This is a genomic window from Coprobacillus cateniformis (assembly GCF_009767585.1).
GTDB lineage: Bacteria > Bacillota_I > Bacilli_A > Erysipelotrichales > Coprobacillaceae > Coprobacillus > Coprobacillus cateniformis.
In genome coordinates this window covers 229,304-254,428 of record NZ_WSNW01000001.1, presented here as the reverse complement: position 1 = coordinate 254,428, position 25,125 = coordinate 229,304, and the positions used below count along the sequence as shown (strand labels likewise).

Here is a 25,125-nt window from a genome sequence, read left to right as displayed (position 1 = left end):
TAATGATGAAATATGGATAACAGAAAAAGTGAATAATGTTTTGTTTGAAAAATAGAAGAGTAAAAAGTGAGGAGAAAAATATGTCAGAACTTATATATGAATAATTCTTAAGTAACCAGAAGTATGTCTTTCTATAGAGTCTGTTTTGAAGTATCTTCAATCAATTATCAAAGCAGATCAATATCATTATACTTTTTATGAAGAAATAACCTTTATAGATTGTGGCGATAGTTTAGAAAGAAAACATTGTCCTTTTTACTTTGAAATCATTCCATTTGAATGGCGGAATCAAATAATGAAGAATGCATACAGAAATAAGTTCAGTGATTTATCAATTCACTTGACTTGTAGTCACAAAGAGAGCTCATTGAACGATTTGCATTATTATCATCAATGTGTTTTTTCAAAAGTTGAAATTGGCATAGTTAATCCTAAAAGGAGTTTAAATAAAGAACATATTTAAGGAATGGAGACATTCTTGAGTCAAAAAATACGTTTGATAAAGTTCCATTATTAACTCTTAAACAGAATATAATGATAGATTCCTCTAAAAGATAAAATGAACAGTCAATTTTTATACAATTGATTGTTTTTTCTTTATTGAACAATATGCTTCATGCATAAGCGTATAAAGCAATATCATTTGATATGATAACGAATATAAAACAAAGAATTAAATAATGTCAAAACATGTCGAAATGAAAAAATATTTCAAAATCAATAGTTTTGATGTATACTTGAAGAAAAAGGGGTGAAAAAATGCAGTCACAATTAAAAGAACTTTTAGATATGATGTCAACTGATACATATATAACAGCAAAAGATATTTCTACACGATTTCAAATCAGTTTAAAAATTGTGAGAAATAGAATGAAAGACCTACGTGCTGAACTTAAGTATTTTGGAGCAGACATTGTATCTAAACCCCGATATGGGTATCAGCTAGTTATTGAAGAACCGTTATTATATTCTAAAATATTTCAAATTCAAGAATCGGATATTCCAGAAAATAGTGAAGCTAGAGAAAAGTTTATCCTTTCCTATTTGATTAATCATGATGATTATATAAAAGTTGATGATCTAGAAGAATTACTGTATATCACACGTAATCGTATCTCTGCCTCACTCAAAAAAGTTGAATTTTTAGCCAATCGTTACTATTTACGCTTGGAAAGGAAACCCAATTATGGAATTGCAATCAAAGGAAATGAATTTGATAAACGAAGACTCATTTGTGATTATTTTATGAATACAAATGAATTAAAAAAATCATTTTATGAAAATCAGGATATTGAATTAAAAGAAATAGCCAATCTTGTCATACCGCTTTTACAAGAATACGAATTACATTTATCTGAGACTGCATTTGAAAATTTTATTGAGTATCTGTTAATTCAAAGAGAGCGAATAAAACAACATTTTATGATAGGTGATAATGGAGAAAATTTACTAAGTATTGGAATTAAGGAAATTGCTTTTTGTAATGATTTGGTCCAACATTTAGAAAATGAATTCCATCTCACATATCCTCTTTATGAACAAAATTATATTCTGCTTCATATTGCAGGAAAAAGAAATGTGGGAAATGTTAATAATAATGAAAGTAATTTTGTGATAAAAGAAGAGATTGATAGATTGGTTATGGAAATGATTAATGCTATATATCAAGAGTTTCAAATTGATATGAGATCTAATTTTGATATACGTATGGGATTAAATCAGCATCTTGTTCCTTTTGATATTCGTATGAGGTATGATATCCCTTTTGCCAATCCAATGTTAGAAGATATTAAACAAAATTATAGTTTTGCATATAGAATTGCATTGTTTATCCGGCCTCTATTAGAAAAAGTTTATCAGAAATTAATTCCAGAGGATGAAATAGGATATTTTGCATTGATTTTCCAATTGGCTATTGAGCAAAAGAAATCATCTCAAAAAAGAAATATACTCATTATCTGTTCGACTGGGAAAAGCAGTTCACGTTTATTGATGTATAGATACAAGCATGAGTTTAAAGATTATATTGATCATATTTATGTATGTGATAGTTTTGAAATGAATACTTTTGATTATAATTTGGTTGATTATGTTTTTACAACAATTCCCATCAATATAGAAATACCTAAACCTATCGTTAAGATCAATAACTTTTTAGAAAATGATGATATTCAAAGAATTAAGAAAATATTAGAGCATAATGAAGATGAGATTATTAAAAAGTATTATTGTCCTGAACGTATGATATTAGATTTGGAAGCTTCTTCAAAAGAAGAAGCACTAGAAAAACTATGTCAAATTGTTGTTGAAAAAGAAGGGGTCAATTCCCTTTTCCTACAATCAGTTTTAGAAAGAGAAGATATAGAATCTACAGATTTTGGAAATTATATTGCGATACCTCATCCTAAAGATGTTTTCTTAAAAGAAACGTTTGTTTATGTTGCAGTTTTAAAGGAACCAATCTTATGGAGTAGAAATATAGTTCAACTCATTATTTTAACAGCAATTGGTGAAGATATTGATGATTCTATTCAAAAATTTTATGAATTAACTTCACAGTTTTCTCTTAACATTGAGGCAATACAGGCATTTATATCCAATCCTACCTATGATTTTTTGATACAATTAATGAAAGAGCAATAAGATACCACATTCAATGTGGTATCTTTTGGTATGGAGTCAAAAAAATAACAATGATAAGATAATGCTGTCAGGAAGGGAGAGGTTAAATGGATAAAGTTGAAGAGTCATGTATGAAAATGATTTCCATGTCAGGAAGTGCAAAGACAAAGTATATCTTAGCAATTGATGCCGCTCATAGTGGACAGTTTGAATTGGCAAAAAGTTTACAAGAGCAAGGAAAAAAAGAACTCCAAGTTGGTTATGAAGAACATATTCATATGCTAAAAAAGAGTTCTTTAGAAGATGGACACTCAGTTTCATTGTTATTGGCTCATGCTGAAGATCAGTTAGCTAATGCAGAGTTATTTGAGATTGTTTGTAGACAAATGATTCGTCTATATCAGAAAATAGACACACTTGAACAATAAGGGAGGAAAAAGAATGTTCGATAAATTAGTTGAATTGGTTCAAAAATATGCAGGACCAGTCGCAGCAAAATTAAATAGTAATAAAGAAGTTTCTGCCATTCGTGATGGTATGATAGCAACAACACCAATATCTATTATTGGGGCCATTGCTTTAATTATTGCTTATTTTCCATATTTAGATCAATTTGCACCAGATTTGGCAGCTTGGTTAGCAAATTCTATTTCACAAGTGAGTAGTGTAACAATTGGACTCTTAACGTTGGTTATCATCGTTTCTTGTGCAGCCAGTTATTGTGAGCAGTTAAAGTTAGAAAAGGTTTATGGTGTACTTGTTGCCTTGATTGCTTTTCTATTGCTTTCTAATTTTTCATATATTGGTGATGTTTATGTCAATGGTGAAGTTGTTAAAAATGCGACAGTTTATGGAGTGATTCCAACATCATTATTTAGTTCAACAGGGATTTTTCCTTGTTTAATTACAACGTTAGTTTCATTACGTTTATATTGGTTCTTTACAAAGAAAAACTTAACAATCAAGATGCCTGATGCGGTTCCACCAAATGTATCAAATAGTTTTAGTTCATTAATTCCATTTGCATTGGTTGTTTTGATTTTCCTTGTGATTAGAAATTTATTCTTAATGACACCTTATCTTTATTTCCCTGATTTTATCAATCAAGTTCTATCTCAACCTTTACTAGCAATTGGAGATAGTGTTGGTGCTGTTATGATTTTTATCTTAATTCAACAATTGTTATGGTTCTTTGGAATTCATGGGGCTAATGTTGTTGGGGCAGTATGGAAACCTTTATTGGCAACAATGGCACTTGCGAATATGGAAGCTTTCCAAGCAGGATTGCCTTTGCCTTATATCGTATCTGATACATTCTGGGGTGTTTATTCAGCAGTGTTCAATTTCTCAATTCCACTTTTATTGGTTCTTGTATGTAAATCTATTCGTGCAAAATCAATTGGAAAACTTTCTATAGTTCCAGCTATGTTCTGTATTCATGAACCTTTTATCTTTGGATTGCCAGTCGTTTTAAATACTTTATTATTTATTCCATTTATATTTGTATATTTGTTACAATTTATAGTAGTATATTTATTGGCAGTTGTACAAATTGCACCAATACCAGTTGTACCTGTTCCTTGGACAACCCCATTGATTTTAAGTGGTTTCCTCTCAACGAATTTTAATATTATGGGAGCCGTGATTCAGATTCTATTAATTGTTGTGGGATGTATTGGTTATTATCCATTTATAAAAGCGATGGATAAGCAATTCTTACAAGAAGAAAAAAAGGAATTACAGGAAGGGAATGCATAGAATATGATTAAAATTAAGTTATTTTGTAGTGCTGGTATGTCAACAAGTATATTGGTTCAAAGAATGAGAGAGGCAGCCAAAGAAAAGGATATTGCTGTTGAGGTGAGTGCTCACTCTGTTAGAAGTCTTGAAAAAGAATTAGATGATTGCGATGTTGTCTTATTGGGACCGCAGGTAGCTTATATTTTAAAAGATGCAAAGGAAATGTGTGAACCGTTAGGGATATCGGTAGGCGATATCCCTGGTTTAGATTATGGAATAGGTGATGGAAAAAGGGTTTTACAATATACTTTATCACTTATTGAAAAGGATGAATGACATGAAAAAACTCATATTTAATAAACCTGCTTTACAGTGGGAAGAGGCTATGCCTTTAGGAAATGGTTATTTAGGGGCCATGGTATTTGGACAGACTCAAAAAGAATTGATTTGTATGAATGAAGATTCATTATATTCAGGAGGACCTATTGAACGAGGAAATCCAAATACATTAGATCATTTAGATGAAATGAGAACTTTATTGTTGGATGGTAAAGTTGAGGAAGCACAGAAAAAAGCACCTAATTACTTTTATGCAACAACACCACATCCTAGACATTATCAGCCACTTGGCCAAGTCTGGATGGAATTTCATCATCAAAACGTTCAAGATTATCAAAAAGTCTTAGATTTAAAAAATAGTATAGGTTCCATCCAATATAGATATAACAATGTTGAATACCAAAGAGAATGTTTTATATCGTATCCTAATCAAGTGTTTGTTTATAAAATTAAAGCAAGTCAAAATCAGCAATTGAATTTTGATTTGTATCTGACACGTAGAGATATCAGACCAGGCAGAAGTGAATCATATGTTGATGATATACATATTGAAAAAGACTATTTATATCTATCAGGATACAATGGAAATCAGAAAAATGGTATCAGTTATACCATGGCAACGACTGTTCAGTTGAAAGATGGTTGTCTTAAAAAATATGGCTCACGTTTGGTGATTGAAAATGCAACAGAAGCCATTGTTTATGTTGTTGGAAGAACAAGTTATCGAAGTCATAATCCGTTCCAATGGTGCCAAAAACAATTGGATAAAACTCTACTCAAATCATATCGCAATTTAAAACAGGATCATATTCGAGATTATCAGAACTATTTTGATCAGTTAGAACTCACATTAGGAGATCATAAAAATGAAAATATGATGAGTATACCTGAAAGATTACAAAAAATGAAAGAAGGTCAAATTGATCTTGATTTGATAGAAACATACTTTCATTTTGGTAGATATTTGTTAATATCTTCAAGTCGAGAAGGGAGTTTAGCAGCGAATCTTCAGGGGATATGGAATGGTGAATTTGAACCTCCATGGGGAAGTCGATATACAATTAATATCAATATTCAAATGAATTATTGGCTAGCTGAAAAAACGGGATTATCTCGTTTACACTTACCACTCATGCAACTTCAAAAAATAATGTTGCCACGAGGTCAAAAAATTGCCAAAGAGATGTATGGTTGTAGAGGAACTTGTGCTCATCATAATACAGATATATGGGGAGACTGCGCACCAGCAGATTACTATGTTCCTTCAACATTATGGCCGATGGGTTCACTATGGTTATCATTGCATATTTTTGAACATTATCAATATACTCATAATCAAGAATTCATTTTAGAATATTTTCCTATTCTTAAAGAAAATGCATTGTTTTTTCTTGATTATATGTTTAAAGATGCGAATGGATTTTATGCAACAGGACCATCTGTTTCACCAGAGAATGCCTATATGACTCAAGATGGGCAGGCTGCAACAGTTTGCTTAAGCCCATCAATGGATATTCAACTTTTAAGAGAATTTTTTACATCTTATTTACAACTTCTTAAAGAGTTAAATAGGCACGATCTTGAAGCAGAGATAAATGAATATTTAGAGAAGTTACCACCTATACAAATTGGAAAATATGGTCAAATTATGGAATGGCATGAAGATTACGATGAGATTGAAATTGGTCATCGTCATATTTCACAATTGTTTGCTTTATATCCTGGTCGACATATTCAATATAGTGAAACACCAGAGCTTATTGAGGCGGCCTATCAAACATTGCAAAGAAGATTAAGTCACGGCGGAGGTCATACAGGTTGGAGTTGTGCCTGGATTATTCATTTTTTTGCACGTTTACATAAGGGTGAAGAGGCCTTTGATACTCTCTTGAAATTATTAAAAAATTCAACTCTTGATAATCTTTTTGATAATCATCCACCATTTCAGATTGATGGGAATTTTGGTGGAAGCAATGCAATATTAGAAATGCTTATTCAAGATTATGAAAATAAGGTTTATGTTTTACCAGCACTATCTCATGAAATGCCTGAAGGGATATTGAAAGGATTGAGATTAAAGTCTGGAGCTGTTTTGAATATGAGTTGGAAAGATTGTCAAGTATCAAATATTGAAATCATAGCAACGCGTCCATTAACAATTGATTTATTGATACAAGATAAAACAGTTTCTATCTCATTACAGGTAAATGAAAAATTTCAGTATGAAGCTATGTGTTAAGCATAGCTTTTTATCATCACTTTATAGGAAGGAAAATATATGGAATTAATATATATGATTTTGGCGTTTTTATCTGGGATTTTAGGAACTTTTTTAGGTGGGGTGCGAAGTTTTGTTATTTATGGTATCATAGGTCTCATTTGTTTTCTACTGCCTATAGTTGGTTTTCAAGTTCCTATTGTTTTGGAAATATCTTTAAATATTATTTTTATACCTTGTATTATTTTTAATGCTGCTGTTTTAGCAACGGCTTATGCTTCAAAAAAATATGATATTGAGGCAATAGAAGTGAACAGAAGTCTGTATTTTACAAAAGATAGAGTGGTCTTTTTATGTGGGGGTATCGCAGGAACTTGTGGCTATCTGTTATTAAAGTTTTTTGATTCTCTTACTTTGCCTTGTGATCACTGTTCATTGGTTATTGTTATTATAGGAGTTATGGGGCGATTATGTATTTTTAGAGAAAAAGGTTTTGAATTGCCCTCTTTGTTAGATTTACAAGATTTCAAGTTATCTTTCGCTATATATCAAATATTTTTTGCAGTTCTTATATCTTTTGTGTCTATTTTCTTTGTTCAATTAACAAATACGATAACAATTGGTTTCTATATATCTGCTATTTCAATTTTTATAACTTTTTATAATCCACAATTTCCTATTATACATCATATTTGCTTAGTTGTAGGATACACAATGATGCTGACGAATAATATCATGTTAGCTATATTTCTAGGAATACTATCTCAATTCTTCTATATCGGATGTCATCATATTTTGAATGCAGATAAAGGAACTTATATTGATGCTCCAGCACTTACAATTGGAGTGATGACTTTTATCATATTTATGATTTTATAATTAATAAAAATGTACTTGTATTAAGAAACGTATAATACAAGTACATATGAATTAACATTGTGAGTAGGGTATCAGAAATGTTGGTATGCCTGTAGAATGTGGGGCTATATCATATAAGGCAAAGAAGACAACGACACCTTCACTTGTTAAATAAAAGTTCTGTGGGTGAAAAGTCTCTTCAACTAACTTTGGATAATTATCAAAATAGATACTTGGGTCATCACTTGTTTTTATTTGTTTGATAATGTTATTTTTGATACAAGTCTCACAATTCTTTTTATTTTGAAGAAAATCACATAAGTGTTTAACTTCTCCAGTGAGTGTATTGATTGTTTGCCCTATTCTTGTTGTCTGACCATTAGCACCACCTGTATATAAATATTCCTGCTGATAAAAACTGGCAATTTCATTGGTTTGTAATGTTAGAGTGATTGTCACTATCATCTCATAAGGAAATGCCTTTGAACCTTGCAACAAAGCTTGAACAGCATCAGGATATAGTACATTTGTACAATTGTCTTTCTTTTTGATTGCTTGTAAATAATATTTATTGTTGAGTGCATCTAAAGCAGGGTGATGTCCTATGAATTGAGGATAAAAAATATGACATGATACTACTTTCACTCCTGCGTAATAATAATCTTCACGAATTTCAAATTGCTTTATACATGTTAATCCATCCATATAAATCCCTCCAATACATACATATGATAAAAATTTTAAATATAGCATTGTTCAGGTATTAAAATGAAACAAAGTAATGTGGAAACAATGATAATCATTTTAGAGAAATCATAACTATGATATAATCTTAATTATAGAGATAGAAAAATGATTTGCAGCAGGAGGATATCATATGAGCGAACCATTATGTTTTCAAACACGTGCTGATTTTAGAAATTGGTTATCTGAAAATTGTCAATCACATGAAGGGGTATGGCTGTTATTTGGCAAAACAAAAGAACTGCCAACATTAAAAGCGAGTGAAGCTTTAGAGGAAGCCCTTTGCTATGGCTGGATTGATGGCTTAATGAAGAAAATTAATGAAGATTCTTATAAGAAATATTTTGCAGCACGTAAATCTAACAGCAAGTGGTCTATAAAAAATAAGGAACTTGTTGAAAGTTTAGAATCACGTGGATTAATGACAGATTTTGGAAGAATAAAAATTGAAGAGGCAAAGAAAAATGGTCAATGGGATCTTGCTACAAAACCATCTGGCATTACTGATGAGCAAATTGACATCGTATCTGAACTTCTTAAGGATAATAAATTGGCATATACCAATTTTTTAAACATGTCTTTATCTGTGAAAAAGACTTATACAAGAGCATATTTTGATGCCAAAACTGATGCTGGTCGTGTTAAGCGTTTAACTTGGATGATAGAGCGTTTAGAAAAGAACTTAAAACCAATGTCATAGAGAATCTCTTCAATACAAGGAGTTAGTATTTTATTAACTCCTTTTTTTACATGGAATAACTTGGAAATAAAAAAATGTCGATTATAAGACAAATTCTAGGCATTATGATAAAAAATAATAGCGTAATGAGGCGAATTATATTATAATAGCACTGTATATTAATATGAAAGTCAGGAAGGTACTTATATGGATAGAAGAATAGGAACTATTTCAAGAGGAATTCGTTGTCCAATCATTAGAGAAGGAGACGACTTATGTAAAATTGTTGTGGATAGTGTTATGGAAGCAACATATAGTGAAGGATTTGGCTTAAGAGATCAGGATGTTATTTCTTTAACTGAATCAATTGTAGCTAGAGCACAAGGAAATTATGCATCAATTCAAGATATTGCTGATGATGTAAAAGCAAAATTAGGTGGAGAAACAATTGGGGTTATTTTCCCAATTTTATCACGTAATCGTTTTGCGATTTGTTTAAAAGGAATTGCTATGGGAGCTAAAAAAGTTGTATTGATGTTAAGTTATCCTAGTGATGAAGTTGGAAATGCATTATTAACTTATGATCAATTAGATGATGCTGGAATTAATCCTTATAGTGATGTATTAACTTTAGAAAAATATCGTGAATTGTTTGGAGAAAACAAACATGAATTTACAGGTGTTGACTATGTCCAATATTATTCAGATATTATTACTGAAGCTGGTGCAGAAGTGGAAATTATTTTTGCAAATAGAGCTCAGGAGATTATAAAATATACTGATTGTGTCTTAACTTGTGATATACATACACGTGCAAGAACAAAACGTTTATTAAAAGAAGCAGGAGCAAAAGCTATCTGTGGTTTGGATGATATTTTAACTGCATCTGTTAATGGTAGTGGATATAATGATAAATATGGTTTATTAGGTTCAAATAAATCTACTGAAGATAAGATTAAGTTATTCCCAAGAGAATGTCAGGATTTGGTTGAAAATATTCAAAAAGAAATTTTACAATTAACTGATAAACATGTGGAAGTTATGGTTTATGGAGATGGTGCTTTTAAAGATCCTCAAGGAAAGATTTGGGAATTAGCTGATCCTGTTGTTTCACCTGCTTATACAAAGGGGTTAATTGGAACACCTAATGAATTAAAGTTAAAATATTTAGCTGATAATGATTTTAAGGATTTAAGTGGTAAGGAATTAAGAGATGCTATTGCAAAGAGTATTAAAGAAAAAGAAGATAATTTGGTTGGCAATATGGCTTCTCAAGGAACAACACCAAGACAATTAACTGATTTAATTGGTTCATTATGTGATTTAACAAGTGGTTCTGGAGATAAAGGAACTCCAATTGTATTGGTTCAAGGTTATTTTGATAATTTCACAGATTAAGGAGAAGAAAGATGAAACAAGACATGATTGTCATTTTAGATTTAGGTAGTCACGAAAATACAACAATTGCACGTTGTATAAGAGATTTGGGTGTTTATAGTGAAATTAAGCCACATGATATTACTGTTGATGAATTAAATACTTTAGCAAATGTGAAGGGTATTATTATTAATGGTGGTCCTAATAATATAATTGATGGACAAGAGATTGATGTTGTTAGTGAACTATATACTGCTGGATATCCTATTCTTGCATTTGAACATAGATTGGCTCAAGTAGATAATAGAACATATCCTGCTAATGAAGATGAATTAAAAGATATTTTATCTGATTTTGTTTTCAATGAATGTCATGCTGAAAAGAATTGGAATATGAAAAACTTTATTAATGATCAGGTTGAGATTATTAGAAATCAAGTTGGTGATAAAAAAGTTTTACTTGCTTTATCAGGTGGTGTTGATTCATCAGTAGTTGCTGCTTTATTAGTGAAAGCAATTGGAAAACAATTGTATTGTGTACATGTGAATCATGGTTTAATGCGTAAGGGTGAATCTGAAGATGTTGTGGAAGTTTTCCAAAATCAATTAGATGCAAACTTAGTGTATGTTGATGCAACAGAACGTTTCTTAACTAAGTTAGAAAATGTTGCTGATCCTGAACAAAAACGTAAGATTATTGGTGCTGAATTTATTAGAGTATTTGAAGAAGAAGCGAGAAAGTTAGATGGTATTGAGTTCCTAGCTCAAGGAACTATCTATCCTGATATTATTGAATCTGGAACAAAGACTGCTAAGATGGTCAAATCACATCATAATGTTGGTGGGTTACCAGAAGATTTACAATTTGAATTGGTTGAACCTTTATTCCAATTATTTAAAGATGAAGTTCGTGCTTGTGGAGTTGAACTTGGTTTACCATATGAAATGGTTTATAGACAACCATTCCCAGGTCCAGGGCTTGGTGTACGTTGCTTAGGTGCAATCACAAGAGATCGTTTAGAAGCAGTGAGAGAAAGTGATGCTATTTTAAGAGATGAATTTGCTAAAGCTGGTTTAGATAAAAAAGTATGGCAATATTTTACAGTTGTCCCTGATTTTAAATCAGTTGGTGTCAAAAACAATGCGCGTAGTTATGATTATCCAGTCATTATTCGTGCTGTAAATACTGTGGATGCTATGACGGCAACGATTGAACAAATTGATTGGTCTATCTTGATGAAGATTACTGATCGTATCTTGGCTGAAGTGCCTCATGTCAATCGTGTATGTTATGACATGTCACCTAAACCATGTGCGACAATTGAGTGGGAATAAGAATTGAAATTCAAAAAAACGCCTAGAAATGGGCGTTTTTAGCATATTTAATGGTTGTTTTGATACCATTTTGATACCACTAGACTTAGTTATGTATATTTTAATAGTTAGTTATTTTTAACCAGTATAATTGATTTTCCAGTCTATGTATTCTTCTTTGCTGATTTTACCACTTCTTAAATCAGCTTTTTTTTGCATCCATTCTTCCATTAAGTCATCGAGTAAGATGTTATAGTCTAAGTCTATTAAGTAACGTTCATTTTCTTTTGTAATATTAAATAGGTCATCTTGATCAAAATCAAACAACATAAAAATGAAGTCCAAAATTGCCGTATGTTCTTTTGTACTTAGATAATATGATTCAACATTTAATGCTTCACTAATTTTCTCAAGCATATCTTCTTTAGGCGTTCGTTTCCCATTTTCATATTGAGAGATACGAGTACGGCCATTTTCGTTATAACCAAGACCTACTTTACCGGCAAGTTCTTCTTGTCGCATTCCTCTTAGCATACGTACATATTTAATTCTTTTTCCTATATTCATTTTTTATCTCACCACCATTCGCTATTACTAGTATAACACGTCTAAAATAAAAATTAAACAAAAAAGTTTACATTCCTATTGACGAGAACAAATTTGTTTACTATAATATATGTGAACAAAAAAGTTCACTATTCATGATAGGAGGTGTTGAGAATGAATGGAAATATCTTTATAGATGCACAGGAGGTGGCAAATGAATTGGGGACATCTAAAGCGTACGCTTATAAACTCATTCAAAAATTGAATGAAGAAATGAAAGAGAGTGGTTTTATCACGATTGAAGGTAAAATCAATCGTAAATTCTTTTATGAAAAAATTTATGGAGGAGGCAGAGAAAATGGGAGTTTACAAAGATAAGAAAACAAACACATGGTATGTATCAAAAAGATATATTAATTGGAAAGGAGAGAATTGTCGCTTGTTTAAGAGAAATTTTACTACGAAAAGAGAAGCACAAAATTTTGAACGTTCTTATTTTGAAAAGCTACAAGGTAATTTAAATATGACTTTTGATGATTTTATTGAAGTCTATTTCGATGATAAGAAACAACGTTTAAAACTAAACACATTTTTGATGAAGCAAAATGTTATTAATACAAAAATTCGCCCTTATTTTAAAGATTTCAAGATGTGTGAAATTACACCAAATCATATTTTGAAATGGCAAAACGATATGATGAAACAACATCACAAAAAGGGTGAAAAATATACTTCATCAACATTAAAGACAATGCATGCTCAATTAAGTGCGATTTTCAATCATGCAGTCAAATATTATAGATTAGATAAAAATCCAGCAAGAATTGTTGGAACAATGGGATCGGAGGATGAAATTGAAATGTTATTTTGGACTACTGAAGAATATAAAAAATTTGCTTTTGAAATTATGGATAATCCAATCAGTTATATGGCATTTGAAATGTTGTATTGGACCGGTATTCGTGAAGGGGAATTACTTGCTTTAACATTAGAGGATATTGATTTTGATAAATGTAAGTTAAGAATTAACAAATCATATCAAAGACTTCAAGGTGAAGATGTTATTACTACACCGAAAACAAGTAAAAGTAATCGTGTTGTTGATATTCCTGATTTTCTTGTAGATGAAGTGAAAGACTATGTTGCTGGGTTACCGGGTTTAAAGAAAACAGATCGTATGTTTCCGATCAATAAGAGTTTCTTGTATCGTGAAATGAAGCGTGGGTGTAAAGCAGCAGATGTTAAAAAGATTCGTGTTCATGATTTGCGTCATAGTCATGTTTCATTATTAATTGAAAAGGGATTTTCAGCATTAGCAATCGCTGATCGAGTAGGTCATGAGTCAATTCATATCACTTATAAATATGCTCACTTGTTTCCATCAAAAGGTAAGGAAATTGCAAATACATTAAACGAAGAAAAGGAGAGAGATTATGACGAAAAAGAGTTTAGATAGACAAAATCGTTTTAGAAGCAAAACTTATGGTTTTAGGTTATCACCAGAAGAAAATGAAGTTCTTGAAAGAAATGTATTGCTTAGTGGTTTAACGAAACAAGATTATTTAATCCATTGTATTGAACATAGAGTATATGTTATTGAAGGACACAATTCACGAGTATATAAAGCATTAAAAAACGAAATTGATTACTTCTTAAAAGAATTAGAAATAAGAACAAATTTAGAGGAATTACCTTTAGATGATATTGAGGTTTTAGAACAATTGCTTCAAATTGTGAAATGCATTAAGTATAAAAAAAGAGCACAATTTAAAACAGATATGGAGCCACGCCAATGAATCCACAATTAAATTCTGCTTTAAACTATGCTAAAAATAATTTTAAAGTATTTCCACTGAAAGTCAATTCAAAAAGTGGGCAAGTATGTAAATCTTGGAAAGAAGAAGCAACAATGGATGTGAATCAAATCTATCAATGGTTTTCTAATACCGACTATAATGTCGGTGTTAGAACCGGCGGTGGGTTGGTTGTTATTGATGGTAGTTACTATTTTATATCAATTGACTATCTGATAGCAAAAGCAAATAATTTCGTTTATGAATTTTTAGAAGGAACAAAAGTTCTTTCTAAAACACAGATTGATTCAACTAAAATCAAAAAGAAACAAATGAGAAGTAGGTAAGGATGGTGGTTGAATGGCTGATGATGTATTAAACCAAATTGAACAAAAACTTACACAGTTAGAAAACAAAGACGAATTGAAGGATTGCTTGTTGATTGAATGTAGAAAACTTGACCCTGAACAACGAGAAGAAGTTAAGCGTAAATTATTGTCAATGGATCATCTTGATAAAACATGGATTGATTTAGTTATAAAACAAATATCAAAAGCACCTAGTGAATATATGATTATCGAAGAAATGATAAGAAAATATAAAATCATGTTTGTAGATGGATTAGGGATTTATATTTATAGCGGTAAAGTTTGGGAAAAGAAAAGTGATAATTATATGTTGAAAGTAATTGGCAAACAAATGGGAAAGTGGAAGATTGGAAGTAGGGCGAGTTCCGTTTTGAAACAGTTGAAAGCAGACTGCTATGAAGAAGTTCAATTTAATTTGTTACCAGTATTCAATTTTCAAAACTGTACTTTAGAATTACCAACCGGAAGAACACATGAACATTCTGCAGATGATTTATGTTCTATTATGATGGAATATGATTATAATCCACAAGCAACATATAGTGATTGGCATCAGTTCGTTATGGATATTTGTGATGATAATGAAGAAAGATATGAACGATTACAAATGATGTGTGGTTATGTTTTAATGAATGATTGCCATCTTCAAAAAAGTTTCATGTTGTATGGTGAAGGAGCAAATGGTAAAAGTGTTTTCTTAAATATCATTGAACAAGTATTTAATAAAAATAATGTATCCTATCTTCAGTTAGATGGATTAGGGGATAAGTTTCAACTCATCCAATTAACGGATACACTTTTAAATATCAGTACAGAAACAAAAGCATCAACAAATGGTGGAGAAGCCAATTTTAAAAAAGTAGTTGTTGGTGAAACTGTTTCGGCATGTTATAAGAATAAAGATTTCTATAAATTCAAACCAAGAGCCAAATTGATATTTGCGTTAAATGAAATACCATATTCAAAAGAAATCAATTATGGATTTGTTAGACGATTATCCTATGTGAAGTTTGTAAATCAATATGTTGATGAACCTAAAGGAGAACATCAAAAGAAAGTAAATCGAAATCTAGAAAAAAGGTTAATAAAAAATTTATCAGGCATTTTTAATTGGTGTTATGAGGGTTATAAAAAATTATGTGTTCTTGATAGATTTCCAGACATTCAAGATGATCATGAAATGAAGGATTTGTTTTATGATATATCTTCTCCTATTTATTCATTCTTCAAGGATATGAAACCTTTAAATGAGAGAACATTAACACGAGATATTTATTCTATTTATATTACTTGGTGTAAGGATAATTATGTAACTCCTCAAAATATGTCAAATTTTTCAAAACAATTTTCAACTGTTTCTAGTGGTGTATATAAATACTTTGATACAACAAAGAATGTTGAATTAGAAGATGGAAAAATTCAAAAAGTACATTTACGAGGATATGAACCAATCTAAAGTAAATGTAGCAATATACCAGGTGTATCGGTATACGCATAAACCAGTATACCTGGTATATCTTGATATTTCATAATGAAAGAATCATATGATAAAAGACTAAAAATCGTGTCTTATTGTATTAGCAAGCAACGTATTTCGGGGACGAAATACACAAGTTAGGGTAGCCCTAAAACCCAAATGAAAGGAGTTGATGTTGATGGCAAGTAGAAATAATGAAATTAAAATTAGACTAAACGATGATGAATTGTCATTCTTAAATGACAAAGTCATCAAATCAGGATATAGTCGAGAACGATATATTCGTTCACTTATAAGTGGTATTGTTCCAAAAGAAAAACCGCCACTTGAATATCATAAACTTATCAATGAATTTAATCATATAGGAGTAAATCTAAATCAATTAGTTAGACAATTTTATCAACAACCAATATTAGAAACCGATGTAAGAACTGTTTTAAATCAACTAGAGGACATGATTAAAAATCTTGATAAACAAGTAAGGACACCAATAAAATAATGGCTACAACACGTATATGGGCAGTGAGAAGTCGATTAGACCATATGGTTGATTATGTATCAAACAAAGAGAAAACTGTTGCACTAGAAACTGTTATTGATTATGCAACGAATGATAAAAAGATATTTGAAAAGGAATATGTAACTTGCATAAACTGTGCGTATCATGATCCGTATTCCTCAATGACTAATACGAAGAAACAGTTTAATGACAATAAAGAAATATTAGCATTTCATGGTTATCAATCATTTGAAGCAGGGGAAGTTACGCCAGAACTTGCACATCAAATTGGAGTTGAGTTTGCCAATAAATTATGGGGAGATCGTTTTGAAGTTGTTGTTGCAACACATTTAAATACTGAACATATTCATAATCATTTTTTGATTAATGCAACTTCATGTGTTGATGGTAAGCGATATTGTAATACTAATAAGGATATTCATAATATGAGAGAAGTTTCAGATGGATTATGTAGAAAGTATCATTTATCAGTTATTAATAAAACAAAAGAAAAAGATAATTATTATCGAGAAAAACCTTTACGAGAATTAGCAAAAGAATCTATTGATTATGCAATTTCAATTAGTTTAACGTTCACAAGTTTTGTGAAAGAATTGGATGCAATGGGATTTGAAGTTAGAGGGGTTGAGGATAGTTTTAAGATAAGACATATATCATCTAGTAAATTTATTCGAGTAAAATCACTTGGTAATAGTTATACATTTGAAAGTATTCGGGAAAGAATATTAGGACATCCAATTAAAATACAAACAATATATGATAAGAAAAACTTTGATATTGATTATTGGTGTAAGAAATATGAACGTGGCGAATTAACTGGATTTCAAAAATTAATTATGCATTATCAATATGTACTAGGTATTTTACCTAAACCAAATTCAAGACGATTTAAGTATAGCAAAGAGTATTATCGAGCATTAAAACATATGGATGAAATATCAGATCAAACGATTTTAATGTTTAAATATGATATAAAAACAATAGATGATTTAGAAAATTTTCAATCGAATATTGAAACTAAGTTAAACAAAAAGTTAGAACAAAGACAAAAACTTTATAATAAAATTAGGCGTTGTAAGGATACAGATTTAAAAAGTAAATTACAAACTGAAGCAAAATCTTATTCAAAAGAAATTAAAGAATTAAGAAAACAAATGAAATTATGCAATGGTATTGAAGAACGTTCTAAACAAATGGAACAAACAATATCAACTATTCAAGAAAAAGAAAGAGGTAAAAACAGATATGAAAGATATTAATTATAGCGAAGTAAATGGTTATTTATTTCCGAATTTAAAAGGACGAGAAGAAGTAAAAGTAAATTCATATTTTGCACAAATGAAATTGAAATATTTAAAAACGAATGAACAAGGACATTTATTTTCATTGATGGCTAAGAATGAATTATCAACTTATCTTGAACAAGTAGAAAAAGAAGCTAATGAAATGTATGAGAGACTTGTTGAAGAATTTAAAGTTAAATGGAATGTTACTGAAAAATTAAAAGAACGAGATCAAATGGAATGGGTTCAACAAATGAATAACATTGATAATGTTGTGAAAGAAATTATTTTAAAAGAACTTATTTGTAATTAAGAAATTGAGAACTCGAAAGAGTTCTTTTATGGAGCGTTAAAAAACATTTTTATAATAAGTAAAAAGTATCCAGTGAATACTTTTTACTCTTGGGCATTTCCCCGCTGCTTGCGGCGTAGTGCCCAATGTTATAAAATAACATTGGGGTGATTACAAATGTCAGATAGTATTTATATTCATAACTCACATAATGTATCGAATCTTGTTTACCATTTTGTCTGTCCAACAAAATACCGCCGCATAGTCATAACGGAAAATGTGGATAAAAGCTTGAAGCAAATATGCGAAGGAATAGAACTGAGATATGATTGGATAACATTTCTTGAGATAGGTGCTGATAAAGATCATGTGCACTTTCTCGTGCAATCAACACCGGATTATAGTCCAACTAAGATTATAGGAACAATCAAAAGTATAACAGCAAAACGCATATTTGCTGAACATCCTGAGGTGAGAAACAGCTATGGGGAGGAAATTTTTGGAGCGGCGGTTTTTTTGTGTCGAGCGTGGGGCGCAACGTAAGTGAGCAGGCAATAAAAGAATATGTGAAAAATCAAGGTAAACAAGATTCTTATGAACAAATACTACTAAAGTTGTAATCACAAAGGTTTTGAAATACCCCGTCGCAAATGTCCAGTGGACATTTGTGGGCTCTGCCCCGGGGATAGTTTATTATTTTAATTGATTAATTGTAGTATCTTAACTAAAAAATTTTTATTAGATTTTTTTGCTATAGCAAATTGATAAATCTTGCTATTGTTCAGATAACGGAATATAATATAATAGTCGAATGGAGGATGTTTATGGAATTAGTTACTACAAAAGAATTATCTGTCTTGTGGGGGATAAGTGCAAGGAGAATAGCAGTATTGTGTGAAGAAAACAGAATAAAAGGTGCTTTGAAAAAAGGAAAAACATGGCTGATTCCTAAAAATGTAGATAAACCTTATGATGAAAGACATAAAAGAATTACAGGAACAATTGAAGATTATAAAAAAATAGAGTCTCGATATAATGTGATTTATCCTGATAGTCCAAATGCAACTTATACTAGTTTGCTTAATTATTCTGATGATTTAAATAAGTCGTTTCAAAGATGGTATAGATATAAAGAAGGTTATTCTGTTGAGCTGGTTGAACAACTAATTAATGAATACTGTTGCAAGAAAAAAGGAGTAATTTTAGATCCCTTTTCTGGTAGTGGAAGTACATTGTTGGCGGCTAAAGAAATGGGATACTCAAGTGTTGGTTTTGAAGTTAATCCTTTTTCATTTTTTTTGGCGCAATGTAAACTAGATACTTATGATAAGGAGTTGATAGATCAATTTAAAAAAAGCTACGAATCAATTTTAGAAAATGCAGAAAAGTGTGAAATTGAATATAAATTGCCAAAACTTTCTATCAGTGAAAAAGTTTTCGAAAAAAATATAGAAAGATACTATATGACTATTTGTTATTTAATAGATGCAGAGAAATCTATAGATATAAAGGTTAAAAAATTATTGAAATTAGGATGGCTAGCTTGTTTAGAACCTTTGTCAAATTATCGAAAAGCTGGAAATGGTTTAAAGATAAAAAAATACGCTAAGCCACGCATTCTAACGATAGAAGATGCTAAAATTATGCTGTTAGAGCAGTATCAGAATATTTATATAGATTTATTAAAAAATAAAGATTTTGAAAATATAAATTTAATAAACGATAGCTGCATGAATATGAATAAATATCTAAAAAATAATAGCGTTGATGGAATTATTTTTTCTCCACCATATGCAAATTGTTTCGATTATACAGAAATTTACAAATTAGAATTGTGGTTTGGTGGATTTGTTCATGAATATGCAGATTTAAAAAAGTTAAGATGCAAATCCTTACACTCGCATTTAAATGGAAATTTAAATCCTGAAGTGGAATCACGAAGTGAATTTTTGTCAATTTTAGTAGATAAATTAAGTGAAAAAAAATTATGGGATAAAAAAATCCCTAAAATGTTGAAATTATATTATGATGATATGTTCAACGTTATTGATCAGTGCTATGAGGCACTTAACATTAATGGCTTTTGTTCTATTGTAGTGGGTAATTCAGCATATGGAGGTATAGTCTTTCCTGCTGATTTAATTTTAGCTCAATATGCAGAAAGCATTGGATTTAAAGTAGATAAAATAGAAATAGATCGGTATATTATAACAAGTTCTCAGCAATATGAAATTACTAAAGACGCTGGAAAATATTTAAGGGAGAGTGTTATATGTTTAGTGAAGAACAAGTAATAAATGTAGAATTCTTACCTAATGACATTGTAGATGGAGCAACTTATATTATTAAACAGTCTAACCCTAACAGTTATACTCATGGGATGTTTAAATACCCATGCAAATTTATTCCGGAAATACCAAGATGGGGGATAAAAAAGTATTCAAAGAAAGAGAATACTATTGTATTTGATCCTTTTTCTGGAAGTGGTACAACATTATTAGAAGCAAATATTAATGGTTTAAATGCTTATGGCACTGAAATTGATGATATAGCGAAATTAATCATTAAAGTAAAAACAACAAGGTTAGATAATAATCAAATTAATGAATTAGACAAAATTTTTGAAGAAATTATTTCCATTATTTATAAAGAAGATGCAATTGCATATATACCACTAATAAATAATTTAGAGCATTGGTTTCAAAATGATGTAATCAAACAATTAGGGAAAATGAAAAATTATATTGACTCTATTAATGATTCTGAAATTAGAGATTTTTTTAAATTATGTATGGTTTCTATTGTTAAGAGAGTTTCTAATGCTGATGATGCTTCACCAAAACCTTATGTTTCAAGAAAGGTTATTAAAATACCTCCAACTGTTCAAAAAGAATTTACTTCCATTTTTAATAGATACAAACAAATGTTAATTGAAACGAATGAAATAAAAAAATTTGGTAATACGTCATTACTAGAAGGAAATGCATTGGATTTTGAAATTCCAAATATAGATTTGGTAATTACATCTCCCCCATATATTAATGCTTTTGATTATGGTAGAACAATGAGATTAGAAAATCTGTGGTTGGCCACATTGACAGAAGAATGTTTGAGAAAAAAGAAAAGTAAATATGTGGGGACAGAAAAAATAGATATAAAAAAAGAAAAAGAAAACTTGGAGATATTAAAAAAAAGTGAACTGTTAAATCAATATTTTAATGAAATTTTAGAACAAGATGTTAAAAGAGCGCTGATTGTTAAAAAGTTTTTTGAAGATATGGAAAAAAATTTAATGTTAGTTTATAAATGTTTAAATTATGGTGGAAAGTATATTATTGTTATAGGAAATAGTAATATTAGAAAAGTAAATATCGAAAGTTGGAAAGTATTAAATGATTTAGCGACTAATATTGGATTTGTTAGAATAAATTATTTCAATTATGTTATACAAAATCCTTATATTAGAATTCCGAGAAAAGAAAAAGGTGGAAAAATTAATAATGACTATGTTTTAGTCTTAGAAAGGAGATAGATTATGGCACAAAAGAATAGATCAAAAGAAATATGGTTGGTCCCAAAACGAGTTAGTTTGCATCAAACAATTTGCTTGATTGACGGGATAATTGAAAGAAAATATGATGGAACTGTTTGGAATCCTCAAAAGCAAAATAACTTAGGTGTTAATTTAAAAAAATGGGGAGCCACGCTAGACGGTAAAAATGTTGCACAACAGTCAATAAGAACATTAGTTGCAGCAATACCACAATATTTAGGGTTTGTATACATTAACACTGATACTACACCTAATACAATTTGTTTGACAGAAGCTGGTATGGCTTTATGGCATAAACATAAGGATGAATTAATTAAAATTCCAAATTTAAGAGATGGTAAAGACTCTTTGATTACTAAATCAGATTGTGTTCTAACACAAATGGAAAAATTGCAAATCACTAATCCTATAATTAATAAAGATTGCGAAAATATTTATGTTTTTCCGTTCAGATTCATGTTAAAGATTCTATTACGATTAAAATATTTAGACAAAGAAGAAATTGCATATTTTCTATTTAAAGTAAGAAACGAAGATGAAGTGGAAGTTGTTGTACAAGAAATAGAAAATTTCCGTAGTTTATCATCTCAAAAAAGAGAGATACTTATTAATGCTTTTAAAAAGACTCATATTGGAAATATAACATTAGTTAAAGCTTCTTCTGCTGGTTATTTTATGTCTTTATGTCAGATTACAGGAATTATTGATAAAATAACAGTTTATCCAGAAAATAAGACGAGAAGTATTCCAGCACTAAGAATTAATGAAGAGTATAAAGATTATGTAAAAGAAATTTTAGATAAGAAATACAATAAAGCTGAAGTTTTTGATTTTGCCGATAATTTACAGCTATGGATTGATTACATTGGTAATCCAGAAAGGAAGTTTCCGCCTATAAGTGTTACTATTAAAAATGATACAAATAGCAACTTTTTAATTCAAGTTTATAAAGAAAATATATGTAAGTATGATGATTTAATTAATGCAAATGATGTATTGCAATTTCCAATGTTTGTTAATGAGGAATATAATGTCAAAGTAATTGATATTAATACTGGAGTGGAACTTACATCAATGGATGTTGTTCCAAATTTCGAATCAAGATTATTTGAAATTCATGCAGAAAATAATGATGACAATGAAAAAGATGAAACTATAGAAGAGATTGCCGAGGATATTATTGAACATTGTTCATCGCAAAACTTCTCTGGTAAAACTTTAAATTACATTTCTACTTTGAATAAAGTATTAGGGTTAGATAAATTAAATGATAAGTCTTTAAGAGGTGCTTATTTTGAATATTATGCTTATAAAATGTTGTTGAAACTTTTAGATTTAAAAGTTATAGACAATGTGATTTGGAATGGTAAAATTGGCAAATATGGTTTGCCAACTCAGGCACCTGGTGGAAAAACAGGTACACCAGATATTATTTTTACTATTGACGATACAGATTATGTTTTAGAATTAACAACAATTAAATCTAAGTCTGGACAATTTGCTGCTGAAGGTTCTTCTGTTCCAGATCATATACGATTACATAAGATGAATTCGAAAAATAATGTAGTTGGAATCTTCTGTGCGCCAGTCATCCATGAAAGAAATACAAATGCAATGCAGTCTATATTAGAGCAGTTTGATATTAAACTGCATTGCATTACTGAAAAAGATTTTATTAATGTTTTACTAACAAAAAATAGAGACAACATTAAGAATTTTTTAGAAATTTAAAAAAATAAAAGAGCAAAGAAATTAATATAAAATTATAAAATGGTATTTATTATATTTAATAATATACTTTTGTAAACACATTAATTGTTTTTACTTAAATATAAGGGATACGAGGAGGAATTGTATGTCAGTAAATTCATATTTAAGCAGTTGTGCTTCTAATTTAGTACTATCTTCAACTGAAAAAGATAGCATATCTACTTCTATTAACACATTAGAAACTAGATTAACATCTTATTTTGGATATAATATAAAAGAAAAATTTAAATTTGGTTCTTACACTAGAGGAACAATATTACCAAGGAAAGTTGATGATAATTCGGATGTTGATTATATGGTTGTTTTTGATAATTCAGAGAATTACAAGCCTCAAACCTTTTTAAATAGATTAAAAAAGTTTGCCGAAACAAAATATTCTACTTCTGAAATATATCAGTCATCACCAACAATAGTATTAGAATTAAATCATATAAAATTTGAATTGGTTCCAGCTTATAAAAGTTGGGGCACGTATTATATTCCTGATGGAAAAGGTGGTTGGATGGCGACATATCCGAATGATTTTAATAATACCCTTGTAGAAGCGAACAATAATAATTCTTATAAAATAAAGCCATTAGTTAGGTTAATAAAACATTGGAATGTAAATGTAAATTATCATGATTTAACTTCATATGAAATAGAAAAAATAATTTCAGAAAATATGAAGTATGCCTATTTTACTTGTACAAGTTATACAGATTATGCAAAAAAGCATTCAATCTATTAAAGGGTCTAACATATGATACATTTGTTAGGAATAGAATAGATCGAGCGATAGAAAAAATAGATAAATCATTAGAGTATGAGAATAAAGGTATGCCTTATTCAGCCTTATTAGAAATAAAAAAGGTGTTTTCTGAGGTTTAATTATGAATGATGAAAGAAAAGATGAAATTCAGGAATTATATGAAAAATCAAATAAAATTAGTAATTTTGTAAATGTACTATATTTATTAACAATCTGTATTTCTTTCATTTTGTTGTTTGATTTTAAATTTAAAGATGTTTTTATTATAATAAGTAAAAAGTATCCAGTGAATACTTTTTACTCTTGGGCATTTCCCCGCTGCTTGCGGCGTAGTGCCCAATGTTATAAAATAACATTGGGGTGATTACAAATGTCAGATAGTATTTATATTCATAACTCACATAATGTATCGAATCTTGTTTACCATTTTGTCTGTCCAACAAAATACCGCCGCATAGTCATAACGGAAAATGTGGATAAAAGCTTGAAGCAAATATGCGAAGGAATAGAACTGAGATATGATTGGATAACATTTCTTGAGATAGGTGCTGATAAAGATCATGTGCACTTTCTCGTGCAATCAACACCGGATTATAGTCCAACTAAGATTATAGGAACAATCAAAAGTATAACAGCAAAACGCATATTTGCTGAACATCCTGAGGTGAGAAACAGCTATGGGGAGGAAATTTTTGGAGCGGCGGTTTTTTTGTGTCGAGCGTGGGGCGCAACGTAAGTGAGCAGGCAATAAAAGAATATGTGAAAAATCAAGGTAAACAAGATTCTTATGAACAAATACTACTAAAGTTGTAATCACAAAGGTTTTGAAATACCCCGTCGCAAATGTCCAGTGGACATTTGTGGGCTCTGCCCCGGGGGTAG

23 protein-coding genes and 2 pseudogenes are annotated in these 25,125 nt (G+C 30.0%); 23 read left to right on the top strand and 2 right to left on the bottom strand.

The window, feature by feature from the left end; translation table 11 throughout:
* Positions 1 to 759: 759 nt before the first annotated feature.
* The 6 genes from GQF29_RS01320 to GQF29_RS01295 all read left to right on the top strand — a co-directional run bounded on the left by GQF29_RS01320 (position 760) and on the right by GQF29_RS01295 (position 7,798).
* Positions 760 to 2,643: a BglG family transcription antiterminator gene (locus GQF29_RS01320; RefSeq protein ID WP_008788640.1), complete on the top strand. Its 1,884-nt coding sequence runs from the start codon at positions 760 to 762 to the stop codon at positions 2,641 to 2,643.
* A gap of 86 nt (positions 2,644 to 2,729) precedes the next feature.
* Positions 2,730 to 3,050: a PTS sugar transporter subunit IIA gene (locus GQF29_RS01315; RefSeq protein ID WP_008788641.1), complete on the top strand. Its 321-nt coding sequence runs from the start codon at positions 2,730 to 2,732 to the stop codon at positions 3,048 to 3,050.
* A gap of 13 nt (positions 3,051 to 3,063) precedes the next feature.
* Positions 3,064 to 4,380: a PTS sugar transporter subunit IIC gene (locus GQF29_RS01310; RefSeq protein WP_008788642.1), complete on the top strand. Its 1,317-nt coding sequence runs from the start codon at positions 3,064 to 3,066 to the stop codon at positions 4,378 to 4,380.
* A gap of 3 nt (positions 4,381 to 4,383) precedes the next feature.
* The gene (locus GQF29_RS01305; protein ID WP_008788643.1) at positions 4,384 to 4,698 is read left to right on the top strand and encodes a PTS sugar transporter subunit IIB; all 315 of its coding nucleotides are present in this window, start codon (positions 4,384 to 4,386) and stop codon (positions 4,696 to 4,698) included.
* A 1-nt stretch (position 4,699) separates the two neighbouring features.
* Positions 4,700 to 6,940 (top strand): glycoside hydrolase family 95 protein, encoded by a 2,241-nt coding sequence (locus GQF29_RS01300; RefSeq protein WP_236916359.1) that lies wholly within the window; start codon positions 4,700 to 4,702, stop codon positions 6,938 to 6,940.
* Positions 6,941 to 6,979: 39 nt separating this feature from the next.
* Positions 6,980 to 7,798 carry a DUF7973 family transport facilitator gene (locus tag GQF29_RS01295; RefSeq protein WP_008788645.1) on the top strand — a complete coding sequence of 273 codons (819 nt, stop codon included), beginning with the start codon at positions 6,980 to 6,982 and terminating at the stop codon, positions 7,796 to 7,798.
* Between the two features lie 51 nt (positions 7,799 to 7,849).
* On the opposite strand, the gene GQF29_RS01290 is transcribed toward GQF29_RS01295, so the two are convergent.
* Complete coding sequence (locus tag GQF29_RS01290; RefSeq protein ID WP_017144223.1) at positions 7,850 to 8,482, bottom strand: DUF3298 and DUF4163 domain-containing protein; 633 nt, start codon at positions 8,480 to 8,482, stop codon at positions 7,850 to 7,852.
* A 172-nt stretch (positions 8,483 to 8,654) separates the two neighbouring features.
* Here GQF29_RS01290 and GQF29_RS01285 point away from each other — a divergent pair, with 172 nt between their 5' ends.
* The 3 genes from GQF29_RS01285 (at position 8,655) to guaA (ending at position 11,911) form a co-directional block, all read left to right on the top strand.
* Positions 8,655 to 9,221: a YdeI/OmpD-associated family protein gene (locus tag GQF29_RS01285; RefSeq protein ID WP_008788647.1), complete on the top strand. Its 567-nt coding sequence runs from the start codon at positions 8,655 to 8,657 to the stop codon at positions 9,219 to 9,221.
* A gap of 186 nt (positions 9,222 to 9,407) precedes the next feature.
* A complete protein-coding gene (locus tag GQF29_RS01280) occupies positions 9,408 to 10,598 on the top strand; it encodes a coenzyme F420-0:L-glutamate ligase (RefSeq protein WP_008788648.1) in 1,191 nt (396 codons plus the stop codon).
* An 11-nt stretch (positions 10,599 to 10,609) separates the two neighbouring features.
* The gene (gene guaA, locus GQF29_RS01275) at positions 10,610 to 11,911 is read left to right on the top strand and encodes a glutamine-hydrolyzing GMP synthase (RefSeq protein ID WP_008788649.1); all 1,302 of its coding nucleotides are present in this window, start codon (positions 10,610 to 10,612) and stop codon (positions 11,909 to 11,911) included.
* Between the two features lie 117 nt (positions 11,912 to 12,028).
* Here guaA and GQF29_RS01270 read toward each other — a convergent pair whose 3' ends face one another.
* Entirely contained in the window at positions 12,029 to 12,457 is a 429-nt protein-coding gene (locus GQF29_RS01270) for a helix-turn-helix domain-containing protein (protein WP_008788650.1), read from the bottom strand.
* 153 nt (positions 12,458 to 12,610) lie between these two features.
* Between GQF29_RS01270 and GQF29_RS01265 the strand changes: the two genes are divergently transcribed.
* The 14 genes and pseudogenes from GQF29_RS01265 (at position 12,611) to tnpA (GQF29_RS01200) (ending at position 25,056) form a co-directional block, all read left to right on the top strand.
* Positions 12,611 to 12,814, top strand: coding sequence for a hypothetical protein (locus GQF29_RS01265; protein ID WP_008788651.1), 204 nt, complete (start codon positions 12,611 to 12,613; stop codon positions 12,812 to 12,814).
* A complete protein-coding gene (locus tag GQF29_RS01260; RefSeq protein WP_008788652.1) occupies positions 12,795 to 13,892 on the top strand; it encodes a site-specific integrase in 1,098 nt (365 codons plus the stop codon). The genes GQF29_RS01265 and GQF29_RS01260 overlap by 20 nt, the downstream gene beginning before the upstream one ends.
* Positions 13,870 to 14,232 (top strand): plasmid mobilization protein, encoded by a 363-nt coding sequence (locus tag GQF29_RS01255; RefSeq protein WP_008788653.1) that lies wholly within the window; start codon positions 13,870 to 13,872, stop codon positions 14,230 to 14,232. The genes GQF29_RS01260 and GQF29_RS01255 overlap by 23 nt, the downstream gene beginning before the upstream one ends.
* Positions 14,229 to 14,576, top strand: a complete 348-nt coding sequence (locus GQF29_RS01250; RefSeq protein WP_008788654.1) for a bifunctional DNA primase/polymerase — start codon at positions 14,229 to 14,231, stop codon at positions 14,574 to 14,576. The genes GQF29_RS01255 and GQF29_RS01250 overlap by 4 nt, the downstream gene beginning before the upstream one ends.
* Before the next feature lie 13 nt (positions 14,577 to 14,589).
* Positions 14,590 to 16,053, top strand: a complete 1,464-nt coding sequence (locus GQF29_RS01245; RefSeq protein ID WP_008788655.1) for a DNA primase family protein — start codon at positions 14,590 to 14,592, stop codon at positions 16,051 to 16,053.
* A 199-nt stretch (positions 16,054 to 16,252) separates the two neighbouring features.
* Positions 16,253 to 16,573, top strand: coding sequence for a plasmid mobilization protein (locus tag GQF29_RS01240; protein ID WP_008788656.1), 321 nt, complete (start codon positions 16,253 to 16,255; stop codon positions 16,571 to 16,573).
* Positions 16,573 to 17,853, top strand: coding sequence for a relaxase/mobilization nuclease domain-containing protein (locus tag GQF29_RS01235; protein ID WP_008788657.1), 1,281 nt, complete (start codon positions 16,573 to 16,575; stop codon positions 17,851 to 17,853). Before GQF29_RS01240 ends, GQF29_RS01235 begins: the two co-directional genes overlap by 1 nt.
* Positions 17,840 to 18,190 carry a TnpV protein gene (locus tag GQF29_RS01230; protein WP_008788658.1) on the top strand — a complete coding sequence of 117 codons (351 nt, stop codon included), beginning with the start codon at positions 17,840 to 17,842 and terminating at the stop codon, positions 18,188 to 18,190. The genes GQF29_RS01235 and GQF29_RS01230 overlap by 14 nt, the downstream gene beginning before the upstream one ends.
* 156 nt (positions 18,191 to 18,346) lie before the next feature.
* A pseudogene (gene tnpA / locus GQF29_RS01225) lies at positions 18,347 to 18,789 on the top strand (IS200/IS605 family transposase).
* A 204-nt stretch (positions 18,790 to 18,993) separates the two neighbouring features.
* Positions 18,994 to 20,463, top strand: a complete 1,470-nt coding sequence (locus GQF29_RS01220; protein ID WP_117599183.1) for a DNA methyltransferase — start codon at positions 18,994 to 18,996, stop codon at positions 20,461 to 20,463.
* On the top strand, positions 20,442 to 21,701 hold the full coding sequence (locus tag GQF29_RS01215; RefSeq protein WP_008788662.1) for a DNA methyltransferase: 1,260 nt from the start codon (positions 20,442 to 20,444) through the stop codon (positions 21,699 to 21,701). Before GQF29_RS01220 ends, GQF29_RS01215 begins: the two co-directional genes overlap by 22 nt.
* A 3-nt stretch (positions 21,702 to 21,704) precedes the next feature.
* The gene (locus tag GQF29_RS01210; RefSeq protein WP_008788663.1) at positions 21,705 to 23,453 is read left to right on the top strand and encodes an AlwI family type II restriction endonuclease; all 1,749 of its coding nucleotides are present in this window, start codon (positions 21,705 to 21,707) and stop codon (positions 23,451 to 23,453) included.
* Positions 23,454 to 23,577: 124 nt separating this feature from the next.
* Positions 23,578 to 24,222 (top strand): SMODS domain-containing nucleotidyltransferase, encoded by a 645-nt coding sequence (locus tag GQF29_RS01205; RefSeq protein ID WP_008788664.1) that lies wholly within the window; start codon positions 23,578 to 23,580, stop codon positions 24,220 to 24,222.
* A gap of 391 nt (positions 24,223 to 24,613) precedes the next feature.
* A pseudogene (tnpA, locus tag GQF29_RS01200) lies at positions 24,614 to 25,056 on the top strand (IS200/IS605 family transposase).
* Positions 25,057 to 25,125 lie beyond the last annotated feature (69 nt).